At 76.1% G+C, this 11,753-nt stretch carries 10 protein-coding genes and 1 pseudogene; 10 read left to right on the top strand and 1 reads right to left on the bottom strand.

What is annotated here, in order from left to right; all coding sequences use genetic code 11:
- The first annotated feature begins 338 nt into the window (after nt 1–338).
- From mihF to coaBC, 4 genes are read left to right on the top strand one after another with little or no spacing between them, the layout of a single operon-like run.
- Nucleotides 339–653 (top strand): integration host factor, actinobacterial type, encoded by a 315-nt coding sequence (gene mihF / locus Ae505Ps2_RS23415; RefSeq protein ID WP_020627642.1) that lies wholly within the window; start codon nt 339–341, stop codon nt 651–653.
- Nucleotides 654–686: 33 nt separating this feature from the next.
- Nucleotides 687–1,277 carry a guanylate kinase gene (gene gmk, locus Ae505Ps2_RS23410; protein ID WP_075311717.1) on the top strand — a complete coding sequence of 197 codons (591 nt, stop codon included), beginning with the start codon at nt 687–689 and terminating at the stop codon, nt 1,275–1,277.
- Between the two features lie 38 nt (nt 1,278–1,315).
- On the top strand, nt 1,316–1,585 hold the full coding sequence (gene rpoZ, locus Ae505Ps2_RS23405; protein WP_020627644.1) for a DNA-directed RNA polymerase subunit omega: 270 nt from the start codon (nt 1,316–1,318) through the stop codon (nt 1,583–1,585).
- Nucleotides 1,586–1,594: 9 nt separating this feature from the next.
- On the top strand, nt 1,595–2,812 hold the full coding sequence (gene coaBC, locus Ae505Ps2_RS23400) for a bifunctional phosphopantothenoylcysteine decarboxylase/phosphopantothenate--cysteine ligase CoaBC (protein ID WP_075306094.1): 1,218 nt from the start codon (nt 1,595–1,597) through the stop codon (nt 2,810–2,812).
- A gap of 69 nt (nt 2,813–2,881) precedes the next feature.
- Here the strand turns inward: coaBC and Ae505Ps2_RS23395 are convergent, their stop codons facing one another.
- Nucleotides 2,882–3,400, bottom strand: a complete 519-nt coding sequence (locus tag Ae505Ps2_RS23395; protein ID WP_060711960.1) for an SH3 domain-containing protein — start codon at nt 3,398–3,400, stop codon at nt 2,882–2,884.
- 346 nt (nt 3,401–3,746) lie between these two features.
- On the opposite strand from Ae505Ps2_RS23395, the gene metK reads away from it, so the two are divergent.
- The 6 genes and pseudogenes from metK (at nt 3,747) to rpe (ending at nt 11,738) form a co-directional block, all read left to right on the top strand.
- On the top strand, nt 3,747–4,949 hold the full coding sequence (gene metK, locus Ae505Ps2_RS23390) for a methionine adenosyltransferase (protein ID WP_233147557.1): 1,203 nt from the start codon (nt 3,747–3,749) through the stop codon (nt 4,947–4,949).
- A gap of 97 nt (nt 4,950–5,046) precedes the next feature.
- The gene (locus Ae505Ps2_RS23385) at nt 5,047–7,152 is read left to right on the top strand and encodes a primosomal protein N' (RefSeq protein ID WP_075306096.1); all 2,106 of its coding nucleotides are present in this window, start codon (nt 5,047–5,049) and stop codon (nt 7,150–7,152) included.
- Nucleotides 7,153–7,256: 104 nt separating this feature from the next.
- Nucleotides 7,257–7,805: a peptide deformylase gene (gene def, locus Ae505Ps2_RS23380; protein ID WP_075306098.1), complete on the top strand. Its 549-nt coding sequence runs from the start codon at nt 7,257–7,259 to the stop codon at nt 7,803–7,805.
- Nucleotides 7,802–8,734, top strand: a complete 933-nt coding sequence (gene fmt, locus Ae505Ps2_RS23375) for a methionyl-tRNA formyltransferase (protein ID WP_075306100.1) — start codon at nt 7,802–7,804, stop codon at nt 8,732–8,734. Before def ends, fmt begins: the two co-directional genes overlap by 4 nt.
- 824 nt (nt 8,735–9,558) lie before the next feature.
- Nucleotides 9,559–10,974: pseudogene (locus tag Ae505Ps2_RS33675) on the top strand (RsmB/NOP family class I SAM-dependent RNA methyltransferase); the annotation flags it as partial.
- Between the two features lie 77 nt (nt 10,975–11,051).
- Entirely contained in the window at nt 11,052–11,738 is a 687-nt protein-coding gene (gene rpe / locus Ae505Ps2_RS23365; protein ID WP_075311721.1) for a ribulose-phosphate 3-epimerase, read from the top strand.
- Nucleotides 11,739–11,753 lie beyond the last annotated feature (15 nt).

The raw sequence follows: 11,753 nt of genomic DNA, 5'->3' as shown, positions 1-11,753 counted from the left end.
GCACCGGGACGTCGATCGGGCGCGCCCGACCGTGTCGGTGGGGTGCACCTCCGGCACGCCCACTGCGCCGACCCGCCGTCCGGCGGAGCCGGGTGGCGGTGGTGTGGCGGGACCGCCGGCGTGCCGTTGATCACCTCCGCACGGCCGAAACCGGAGGTGGGACCCCCATTGACGCTTCCGTGGAGGTCGTGGGTACGTTCGATCGCACCAGCCGGGACGTCCCCCGGACGGGTAGGTGCGACCCGCCGCCCGATCGCTGACGCGACACCCCGGCGCGAGCCGGGATCACGGCGGCGAGAACGACGAGAACGACACAGGAAAGTACGGAGGAACCAACCGTGGCCCTTCCCCAGCTGACCGAGGAACAGCGCGCCGCCGCGCTGGAGAAGGCTGCGGCCGCGCGCCGGGCCCGGGCCGAGCTGAAGGACCGCCTCAAGCGCGGCGGCACCACCCTCGAGGAGGTGCTGAAGAAGGCCGAGACCGACGAGGTGCTCGGCAAGATGAAGGTCTCGGCGCTGCTCGAGGCGCTGCCGAACGTCGGCAAGGTCCGTGCCCAGCAGATCATGGAGGAGCTGGAGATCGCGACCAGCCGCCGCCTGCGTGGCCTGGGCGACCGTCAGCGCAAGGCGCTGCTCGAGCGCTACCCGAGCTGATCCGGGCGTCCCGTGACCGACACCTCCTCCGTCATGTCCTCCGGCCGGACCGGCCCCGACCGCGGGCGGCTGCTCGTGCTGGCCGGGCCGTCCGGGGTGGGCAAGAGCAGCGTGGTCGCGGGACTGCGCGAGGCGTTGCCGGAGCTGCTGTTCAGCGTGTCCGCCACGACCCGGCCCCCGCGGCCGGGTGAGGTGGACGGCCGTGACTACCACTTCGTGTCCCGCGAGGAGTTCGACGCGCTCATCGAGCGCGGCGAACTCCTCGAGTGGGCCGAGGTGCACGGCGGTCTGCAGCGCTCCGGCACGCCACGGGTACCCGTCCAGCAGGCCCTCGACCAGGGCCGTCCGGTCCTGGTCGAGGTCGACCTGCAGGGCGCCCGGTCCGTCAAACGGGTCGTGCCCGAGGCCGTCACCGTCTTCGTCGCGCCGCCGTCGATGGAGGAGCTGACCCGTCGGCTCACCGACCGCGGCACCGACACCCCCGAGCAGCGCGAGCGCCGGCTGCGGACCGCCATCGAGGAGATGGACGCCCAGGGGGAGTTCGACGAGGTGGTCGTCAACGACGACCTGCAGGCCGTGATCGGCCGGTTGGTAGCATTGGCGGTCGACCGCGGCGCCGTCTGAGTGCCCCAGGTCCCCCTCGTTCTTCAGGAGTCCACCACGTGAGCACGCCCACCGGCACCTCCACCGCCCCCGAGGGCATCACCTACCCGCCGATCGACGACCTGCTCGGCCAGGTCAGCTCGAAGTACGCGCTGGTCATCTACGCGGCCAAGCGCGCCCGGCAGATCAACGACTACTACTCCCAGCTCGGTGAGGGCCTGCTCGAGTACGTCGGGCCGCTCGTCGAGCCGGGCCCGCGCGAGAAGCCGCTGTCGATCGCGATGCGCGAGATCCAGGCGGGGATGCTCGAGCACACCGAGGGCGAGTAAGACCTCTCGATGGCTCCTCCCGAGGTGCTCCTCGGCGTCTCCGGCGGCATCGCCGCCTACAAGAGCGCCGAGGTGCTGCGCCGTCTGACCGAGTCCGGCCACGCGGTGCGGGTGATCCCCACCGAGTCCGCGCTGCGGTTCGTCGGCGCCGCGACGTTCGAGGCTCTGTCCGGGCGGCCGGTGGCCACCGGGGTGTTCTCCGACGTCCACGAGGTGCCGCACGTGGCCCTGGGCAAGGGTGCGGACCTCGTCGTCGTCGCTCCGGCGACCGCGGACCTCATGGCCCGCCTGGCACACGGCCGCTCCGACGACCTGCTCACCGCCGCGCTGCTGACCGCCCGCTGCCCGGTGGTGCTGGCGCCCGCGATGCACACCGAGATGTGGGAGCACCCCGCGACGGTCGACAACGTCGCGCTGCTGCGCGCCCGGGGCACCGTGGTGATCGAACCCGCAGCGGGCCGGCTGACCGGCGCGGACACCGGCAAGGGCCGGCTGCCCGACCCGGCCGAGATCGTCGATCTGGCCCGGCTGCTGCTGGAGCGCCCGGACGCGCTGCCGCGCGACCTGGAGGGCCGCCACGTGGTGGTCAGCGCCGGCGGGACCCGGGAGAACCTCGACCCGGTCCGGTTCCTCGGCAACCGCTCCTCCGGCCGGCAGGGCTGGGCCCTGGCCCGGGTCGCCGCCCAGCGCGGCGCCCGGGTGACGCTCGTCGCCGGACACACCGCGGACCTCGGCGCCCCGGCCGGGGTGGACGTCGTCGCGGCGGGGACCGCCGTCGCGATGGAGGCCGCCGTCCGCGGCGCCGCCGCCGACGCCGACGCGGTGGTCATGGCCGCCGCCGTCGCGGACTTCCGCCCGGTCGACACGGCTGTCGACAAGATCAAGCGCGGTGACGCCGAGCCGGCGCCGCTGCGGCTGACCCAGAACCCCGACATCCTCGCCGGGCTCGTGGCCGACCCGCCACGGCCGGGTCAGGTGGTGGTCGGGTTCGCCGCCGAGACCGGCGACGCCGACGGCGACGTGCTCCACCACGGCCGCGCCAAGCTCGCCCGCAAGGGCTGCGACCTGCTCGTGGTGAACGCGGTCGGCGACGGCAAGGCCTTCGAGACCGCGGACAACGCCGGCTGGCTGCTCGCCCGCGACGGCGGCGAGGAGGAGCTGCCGTTCGGCTCCAAGGCGCTGCTCGCCTCCCGCATCTGGGACGCGGTCACCCCGCGCCTGCGCTGAGCCCCGCGTACGACGACGTGCCCGCACCGGAGAGCTTCCGGTGCGGGCACGTCGTCGTACGGCCCCGGCTCAGTCCTCGTCGAAGAACGAGCTGCGGGTCGGCGTCGCCTCGCCGGAGGACGAGTCGGACCCCTCGCCCGACCCCTCGTCCGACGACGGCGTGGCCGACGAGGTCGACCGCGGCGTGGAGGTGGACGGCGTCGCCGAGGAGGTCGACCGCGGGCTCGTGGTCGACGGCGACGAGGTCGACGGGGTCGACCGCTCGCTGCTGCTCGGGGTCAGCGAGTCCTCCGAGGACCCGGAGCGCTCGGTGCCGGAGGTCGAGACGTACCGGGACATCGCCCAGCCGCCGTACTCGGGGAGCTCGACGAACCCGTCCTGGGTGTCCCCGGTCGAGGTGGTCTCCCCGCGCTCGCACACACCGACGATCGGGGCGTCGGTCTCGGGCTCGGAGCGGACGTTGACGCTCTGGGTGCACGTGCCGGTACCGGCGGCCGACGCGGTGCCGGCAACGATCCCGATGGTGGTGACGCCGGCCACGGCCAGGGCGCCGAGGACGGCAGCGACGCGTCGCGAGTTCGGCTTCATCGTGGAACAACCTCCGTGCCGCCGGGGCCGGGGAGGCCACCGTGCGGATCCGTTCGTGGGCGACCCCGCGGGGCGTGCGAGGTGTTGTCCGGCCCAACGAGCCGACCCCCGTTCGATTCGTGCGCGCAGGGTCAATCACCCCATCCGGCGACACTGAGTAGCGTCATTACCACGGCGCGTCACGCTCCGTGTGTGAGTTCGTCGCAGGTGGTCCCGTACGGGCGGCCGGTCTGCACTACCCTGCATGGCGAGGGGCGCCCGCGATCATGGGCGTGCGTCCGAGCGAGCGCGACGGGGCCGTCGCGCCGGTGCGGAGAACATTTCCAACGGGATGGAGAAACTGCGCGTGTCAACCACGAGCCGTCGCCTGTTCACCAGTGAGTCGGTCACCGAGGGCCACCCCGACAAGATCTGTGACGCGGTCAGCGACACCATCCTCGACGCGATGCTCGCGCAGGACCCGAGCAGCCGGGTGGCCGTCGAGACCCTGGTGACCACCGGCCAGGTCCACGTCGCCGGCGAGGTCACCACGGGCGCCTACGTCGAGATCCCGCAGCTGGTCCGGGACAAGATCCTCGAGATCGGCTACGACTCCTCCGCCAAGGGCTTCGACGGTGCCTCCTGCGGCGTCAACGTCGCGATCGGCGCGCAGTCGCCCGACATCGCGCAGGGCGTCGACACCGCCTACGAGAAGCGCGTCGAGTCCGCCGAGGACGAGATCGCCAAGCAGGGCGCCGGCGACCAGGGCCTGATGTTCGGCTACGCCTGCGAGGACACCCCCGAGCTCATGCCGCTGCCGATCGCGCTGGCCCACCGCCTGTCGCGCCGGCTGACCGAGGTCCGCAAGAATGGGACGCTGCCCTACCTGCGCCCGGACGGGAAGACCCAGGTCACGATCGAGTACGACGGCGACAAGCCGGTCCGGCTCGACACCGTGGTCCTGTCGTCGCAGCACGCCGCGGACGTCGACCTCGACGGCATGCTGGCCCCCGACATCCTCAAGCACGTCGTCACCCCCGAGGTGGAGGCGCTCGGCTGGGACCCGTCGGAGCCGCGGCTGCTGGTCAACCCGACCGGCCGGTTCGTGCTCGGTGGCCCGATGGGTGACGCCGGCCTCACCGGCCGCAAGATCATCGTCGACACCTACGGCGGCATGGCCCGCCACGGCGGCGGCGCCTTCTCCGGCAAGGACCCGTCGAAGGTCGACCGCTCCGCGGCGTACGCCATGCGGTGGGTCGCCAAGAACGCCGTCGCCGCCGGGCTCGCCGGGCGGATCGAGGTCCAGGTCGCCTACGCGATCGGCAAGGCCGCCCCGGTCGGGCTGTTCGTGGAGACCTTCGGCACGGAGAACGTCGACCCGGCGCGGATCCAGGCCGCCATCGAGGAGGTCTTCGACCTGCGCCCGGCCGCGATCATCCGCGACCTGAAGCTGCTGCGCCCGATCTACGGCCCGACCGCCGCCTACGGCCACTTCGGCCGTACCGACGTCGAGCTGCCGTGGGAGGACACCTCCCGCGCCGAGGCCCTGAAGTCGGTCGCCGGCGCCTGACCGCCGAGCACGTGCCCCGTGGCCGTCGACCGCACCGTGCGGTCGGCGGCCACGGGCGTCTCCGGGGGGAGTCGGTGCCTCGTGGTAGACCCTCGGCGTGAGCTCTCCGCGTCCGGCCCCGGCGGCCCGCGCCCGCCGCCCGGGGCGCAACCGGGGGGAGTGGCAGCCCGCCGCGGTCCGTCCGGTCGCGCGGGTGCTGGTCGACGTCGCGCTCCCGCACCTGGACCGGACCTTCGACTACCGCGTCCCGACCCATCTCGACGACGCCGCCGTCCCCGGCGTGCGGGTGCGGGTGCGGTTCGCCGGCCGGATGGTCGACGGCTTCCTGCTGGAACGCTCCGACGACACGGCCCACGTCGGGAAGCTCGCCTGGGTCGACAAGGTCGTCTCGCCCGAACCGGTGCTCACCGCCGAGGTGGCGGGCCTGGCCCGCGCCGTCGCCGACCGCTACGCCGGTGTGATGGCCGACGTCCTGCGCCTCGCGGTGCCCGCCCGGCACGCCCGCGTCGAGGCCGAGACCCCGCGCGAGCGCGCCACGACCGACCCCGCCCCGGTGGACCGCGCGGGCTGGGAGGCCTACCCGCGCGGCGGCGCCTTCCTCGACGCGCTGGCGGGCGGACGCGCCGCGCACGCCGTCTGGCAGGCACTGCCGGGGGAGGAGTGGGCGGCCCGGTTGGCCGAGGCCGCCGTCGCCACCCGGTCGGCCGGGCGTTCGGCGCTGCTCGTCGTGCCCGACCAGCGCGACGTGGCCCGGCTGCACGCGGCGTGCGCCGCGCTGCTCGGCGAGGACGGGGTGGTGGCCCTGACCGCGGAGCTCGGGCCCGCCGAGCGCTACCGGCGCTGGCTGGCGGTGCGGCGGGGGAGCGTGCGGGTCGTCGTCGGCACCCGGTCCGCGGCGTTCGTCCCGCTCGGCGAGCTGGGCCTGCTGGCCGTGTGGGACGACGGCGACGACTCCCACTCCGAGCCCCGCGCCCCCTACCCGCAGGTCCGCGACGTGCTGGTGCTGCGTGCGCACCGCGAGGGCGCCGCGCTGCTGCTCGCCGGGTTCGCCCGCACCGCCGAGGCACAGGTGCTCGTCGAGACCCGCTGGGCGAGTCCGGTCGCGGCCGACCGCGCCACCGTGCGGGCCCGGATGCCGCGGGTCACCGCGATCGGCGAGACCGACACCCAGCTCGTGCGCGACCCGGCCGCCCGCGCCGCCCGGGTCCCCGGCGTCGCGTTCGAGGCCGCCCGCGCCGCGTTGAGCGCCGGCCGCCCGGTGCTGGTGCAGGTGCCGCGGTCGGGGTACCTGCCGTTCCTGGCGTGCGCGACCTGCCGCGACGCCGCCCGCTGCCGGCACTGCGCGGGCCCGCTCGGCCTGCCCCGCTCCGGCGCCGGCTCCGAGGGCGCCCTGCCCGCCTGCCGCTGGTGCGGCCGCGCGGAGCCGGCGTTCCGCTGCGGGCACTGCGGGTCGCGGCGGCTGCGGGCCGGGGTCGTCGGTGCCGGGCGCACCGCGGAAGAGCTGGGCCGCGCGTTCCCCGGCGTCACCGTGCGCACCTCCGGCGGCGGCGCCGAGGTCCTCGACACCGTCCCGGCCTGGCCCTCACTGGTCGTCGCCACCCCGGGTGCGGAGCCCGTCGTCGAGGGCGGCGGCGGGGCGGGGTACGGCGCAGCGTTGCTGCTCGACGGCTGGGCGATGCTCGCCCGGCCGGATCTGCGCGTCGCCGAGGAGACGCTGCGCCGCTGGTTCGCCGCGGCCGCCGGGGTCGTCCCGCACACCGACGGCGGACGGGTGGTGGTCGTCGCCGAGGCGTCCCTGCCGACCGTGCAGGCACTGGTGCGCTGGGACCCGGCCGGGCACGCCGAGGCCGAGCTCGCCGAACGCGCCGAGGTGGGGTTCCCACCGGCCGTCCGGATGGCCGCGGTGGAGGGGCCGCCCGCCGCCGTCGCCGAGATCTGCGACGCGGTGCTCGGCACCGGGCGCGTCGACCCCTCCCCGCCCGAGGGGGTGGAGCTGCTCGGACCGGTCGAGATCGACCCGCCGGACCGCCCCGGGGCCGGCCACGGCGCCGCCGACGAGGTCCGGGAACGCGCGCTGCTGCGGGTCCCCCGGCGTGCCGGCCGCGACCTGGCCAGGGCCCTGCACGACGCGCAGGCCCTGCGCACCGCCCGCAAGGCCCCCGAGACCGTGCGGGTCCGGCTCGACCCCGACGAGATCGACTGAGCCGCGCGCACCGGGTCGCCGCCGCGACACCGGGCGGGACCGGCGGTGCCGCAGTGGCACAATGGAACGCTGATCACCGCACTCGTCCGCCCGAGGGAGAACCCGTGCCCATCCAGCCCGTCCGGCTGTTCGGCGACCCGGTCCTGCGCACCCGCGCCACCGAGGTCACCGACTTCGACGCGGAGCTGCGCAAGCTCGTCAGCGACCTGACCGACACCATGCACGACGAGGGCGGCGCCGGTCTGGCCGCGCCGCAGATCGGCGTCGGCAAGCGGGTGTTCGTCTACGACTGCGACGGCTTCTCCGGGCACCTGGTCAACCCGACCTGGGAGGCCGTCGGCGACGAGGAGCAGTTCGGCATGGAGGGCTGCCTGTCCATCCCCGGGCTCGGCTGGGACTGCCGGCGCAAGCTGCACGTCGTCGCACGGGGCTGGGACATGCACGGCGAGCCCCAGGTGATCGAGGGTTCCGAGCTGCTGGCGCGGGCGATCCAGCACGAGACCGACCACCTCGACGGCGTGCTGTTCGTCGACCGGCTCGACGCCGACACCCGCAAGCTGGCGATGCGCGAGATCCGCGAGGCCGCCTGGTTCGGCGAGCCCGAGCCGGTCGTCAAGGCGAGCCCGCACCCCATGTTCGGCAAGGCTCGATGAGGCTGCTGTTCGCCGGCACCCCCGACCCGGCGGTGCCGTCGCTGCGGACGCTGCTGGAGCACCCCGGCCACGAGGTCGTCGCGGTGCTGACCCGCCCCGACGCCCCCGCCGGGCGCGGCCGCAGGCTCACCCGCTCCCCGGTCGGCGAGCTCGCCGACGCCGCCGGGATCCCGGTGCTGACGCCCGCGAAGCCCTCGGACCCGAAGTTCCTCGACACGCTGCGCGCGCTCGCCCCGGACTGCGCACCGGTCGTCGCCTACGGCGCGCTGCTGCCCCGCCCGGTGCTCGACATCCCCGTCCACGGCTGGGTCAACCTGCACTTCTCGCTGCTGCCCGCCTGGCGCGGCGCGGCCCCGGTGCAGGCCGCGATCCGGCACGGCGACGACGTCACCGGCGCCACCACGTTCCGGCTCGAGGAGGGCATGGACACCGGGCCCACCTACGGCCTGGTCACCGAGACCGTCGGTGCCACCGACACCGCGGGGGACCTGCTGGGCCGGCTCGCCGAGTCCGGCGCCCGGCTGCTCGCCGCGACCCTGGACGGCATCGCCGACGGCTCGCTGACCGCCGTCCCGCAGCCCGCCGAGGGTGTCTCGCTCGCGCCGAAGGTCACGACCGCCGACGCCCGCGCCGACTTCACCACCCCGGCCGCGGCGCTGGACCGGCTGATCCGCTCGGTCACCCCCGAGCCCGGCGCGTGGTGCGGGTTCCGCGGGGACCGCCTCGGACTCGGCCCGGTCCGCCCGCTGCGCACCGGTGAGGTCGAGCTCGCGCCCGGGGAGCTGCGGGTCGAACGCCGCCGGGTGCTGGCCGGGACCGCGACCGTCCCGGTCGAGCTGGGCGAGGTGAAGCCGAAGGGCAAGCGGTCCATGCCCGCGCCGGACTGGGCCCGCGGCGCCCGGATCGACGGCGTCGAGTACCTCAGCTGACCGCCGACGCCCAGCCCGGTCCGGCGCACCGACCTCCCGACACCCACCGACTTCCCGACATCCCGGACGACGGCCGGACCCCGGCCACGGCGGACCACCGCCGAGGAGACCACGTGAGCGAGCAGGACCCCCGACCCGACCGCGACCGGCCGGACCGCCCCGAGCGGCGCTCCGGCGACGACCGGCACCGTGGCGGTGACCGAACGGGCGGTGACCGAACGGGCGGTGACCGAACGGGCGGTGACCGGTCGCGCGGCGACCGCGGCCCGCGCGCCGGGTCCGGCTGGGGCGGCGGCCCGGGCTCCGGATCGGGGTCCGGCGACCGGCGCGGCGGGCCCGGTTCCGGTGGATCCGAGGAGCGTCGTGGTGGGCGCGACTCCGACCGGCCCGATCGGTCCCGGTCCGGCCGGGACGCGGCGTGCCCGCGCGACGGCGGTGACCGTCCGCGCGGTGACCGCCAGCGCGACGACCGACCCCGCGTCGACCGGCCGTTCCGGGGGCGCGACGACCGCCCGCGGGATGCGGACCGCCCCCGCGGCGACCGTTCCGACCGCCGTGACGACCGCCCGCGTGACGACCGCCCGCGTGACGACCGCCCCCGGGGTGGCCGCCCCGGCGGCGACCGCCCGCGGTACGACCGTGACGACCGGCCGCGCGGCGACCGGCCGCAGGGCGACCGCCCCCGGCCCGACCGGCACCGCGGCGACGACCGCCGCAGCCCCCGGGACGACCGGGGCGCCCCGCGCCGCGACGACCGGGGCGGCGACCGGGGTGGCGACCGCGGCCCCCGCCGCGAACGCACCTCCGGCCCCCGCAACTCCGGCCCGTCCCGCGGCCGCGGCGGCCCCACCAGGCCCCCGGCCGTCGACCCGGCCCGGCAGGCGGCCTACGAGCTGCTGACCGCCGTCCGCGAGCGCGACGCCTACGCCAACCTCGCCCTGCCCGGCATCCTGCGTCGCCACCGGCTGCGCGACCGCGACGCCGCGCTCGCCACCGAGCTCGGCTACGGCACCCTGCGCGCCCAGGGCCTGCTCGACGCGATCATCGACACCTGCACCGACCGTCCGCTGGCCAAGATCGAGCACGCGCTGCTCGACGCGCTGCGCCTGGGCGCCTACCAGCTGCTGCGCACCCGGGTGCCCGACCACGCGGCCGTCACCACCTGCGTCGAGCTGGTGCGCTCCGACCACGGGTCGCAGTCGGCCGGGTTCGTCAACGCGGTGCTGCGCCGCATCGGCGAGCACACCGAGGCCGAGTGGCTCGACCGCCTCGCGCCCGACCCCGCCGAGGACCCGGTCGGCGACGCCGCGCTGCGCCACGCCCACCCGCGCTGGATCGCACAGGCCTTCGCCGACGCGCTCGGCGGCACCGGCGAGGAGCTGACCGCCGCCCTCGCCGCCGACGACACCCGGCCCCGGGTGCACCTGCTCGCCCGCCCCGGCGAGATCACCGCCGAGGAGCTGGCCCTGGCCACCGGCGGTGAGCAGGCGCCGTACTCGCCCTACGGGGTGCACCTGGAGCCGGGCAGCGGGGACGTCGGCGAGCTCGACGCCGTCGCCGAGGGGCTCGCGATCGTCCAGGACGAGGGCAGCCAGCTCGTCGCGGCCGCGCTCGCCCGCGCCGAGCTGCTCGGCGAGGACACCGGGCGCTGGCTCGACCTGTGCGCCGGACCGGGCGGCAAGGCGTCGCTGCTGGGCGGGCTCGTCGCCGCCCGGGGCGGGACGCTGGACGCGGTCGAGTCCAGCGAGCACCGCGCCGACCTCGTCCGCCGGTCCGTGGCGGAGCTGCCGGTCACCGTGCACGTCGCCGACGGCCGGGAGGCCCCGCTGCCCGACGGCGGCTACGACCGGGTGCTCGTCGACGCGCCCTGCACCGGGCTGGGCGCGCTCCGCCGCCGCCCCGAGGCCCGCTGGCGGCGCCGCCCCGAGGACATCGCGACGCTGACCCGGCTGCAGCGCGAGCTGCTCACCGCCGCGTTGCGCCACGTCCGCCCCGGCGGCGTCGTCGCCTACGTCACCTGCTCGCCGCACGTGTCGGAGACCCTGGGCGTCGTCGGCCGGATCGTCGGCCGCGAGGGACGGCCCGGCCCGGCCGGTGTCGTCGAACAGCTCGACGCGCGCGCCTGCCTGCCCGGTGGGATGCCCGGGCTCGGCGACGGCCCGACCGTGCAGCTCTGGCCGCACGTGCACGGCACCGACGCGATGTTCCTGGCGCTGCTGCGCCGCCCGCTCACCGACTGAGCGCGGTGTGACGGCGGCCTCGCCCACGGGTGCGAGGCCGCCGGGACACGGCCAGTAGCCTGCTCCGCGTGCACCCGATGATCGCGCCCAGCATCCTCTCGGCCGACTTCGCCCGACTCGGCGAGGAGGCCGCCGCCGTGCGCGGCGACGGGACCGGCGACGGCGCGGACTGGCTGCACGTCGACGTCATGGACGCGCACTTCGTGCCGAACCTGACACTCGGTCTGCCGGTCGTGCAGAGCCTGCGCGCCGCCACCGACATCCCGCTCGACTGCCACCTGATGATCGAGGACCCGGACCGCTGGGCCCCGGGCTACGCCGAGGCGGGCGCCCGCAACGTCACCGTGCACGCCGAGGCCGCCCACGACCCGGTCATGCTCGCGAAGAACCTGCGTGCCGCCGGGTCCCTCGCCGGTCTGTCGCTCAAGCCCGGCACCCCGCTCGACCCGTGGGTCGAGGTGCTCCGCCACTACGACACGCTGCTCGTGATGAGCGTCGAGCCCGGCTTCGGCGGACAGAGCTTCATGCCCGAGGTGCTCGACAAGGTCCGCACCGTCCGCAACCTGGTCGACACCGGGCACCTCACGGTGCTCGTCGAGATCGACGGCGGCATCAACGCCGACACCATCGACGCGGCCGCCGAGGCCGGTGTCGACTGCTTCGTCGCCGGGTCCGCCGTCTACGGCGCCGAGGACCCGGGCCGCGCCGTCGCCGCGCTGCGCGACAGCGTCCGCCGGGCGACCCCGCACCGCTGGGCCGACTGAGCCCGCCGCGGACGA

The organism is Pseudonocardia sp. Ae505_Ps2 (assembly GCF_001932425.1).
In the GTDB taxonomy this organism is placed as follows: domain Bacteria; phylum Actinomycetota; class Actinomycetes; order Mycobacteriales; family Pseudonocardiaceae; genus Pseudonocardia.
The sequence above is the reverse complement of the archived record's forward strand: the minus strand, read 5'-3'. Positions and strand labels throughout refer to the sequence as shown.

Bases quoted from the DNA above. Each gene is read 5' to 3' on its own strand.
- Ae505Ps2_RS23395 (WP_060711960.1), bottom strand. From the start codon at position 3,400: ATGAAGCCGAACTCGCGACGCGTCGCTGCCGTCCTCGGCGCCCTGGCC.
- coaBC (WP_075306094.1), top strand. From the start codon at position 1,595: ATGGCTCCTCCCGAGGTGCTCCTCGGCGTCTCCGGCGGCATCGCCGCC.
- fmt (WP_075306100.1), top strand. From the start codon at position 7,802: ATGAGGCTGCTGTTCGCCGGCACCCCCGACCCGGCGGTGCCGTCGCTG.
- rpe (WP_075311721.1), top strand. From the start codon at position 11,052: ATGATCGCGCCCAGCATCCTCTCGGCCGACTTCGCCCGACTCGGCGAG.
- gmk (WP_075311717.1), top strand. From the start codon at position 687: ATGTCCTCCGGCCGGACCGGCCCCGACCGCGGGCGGCTGCTCGTGCTG.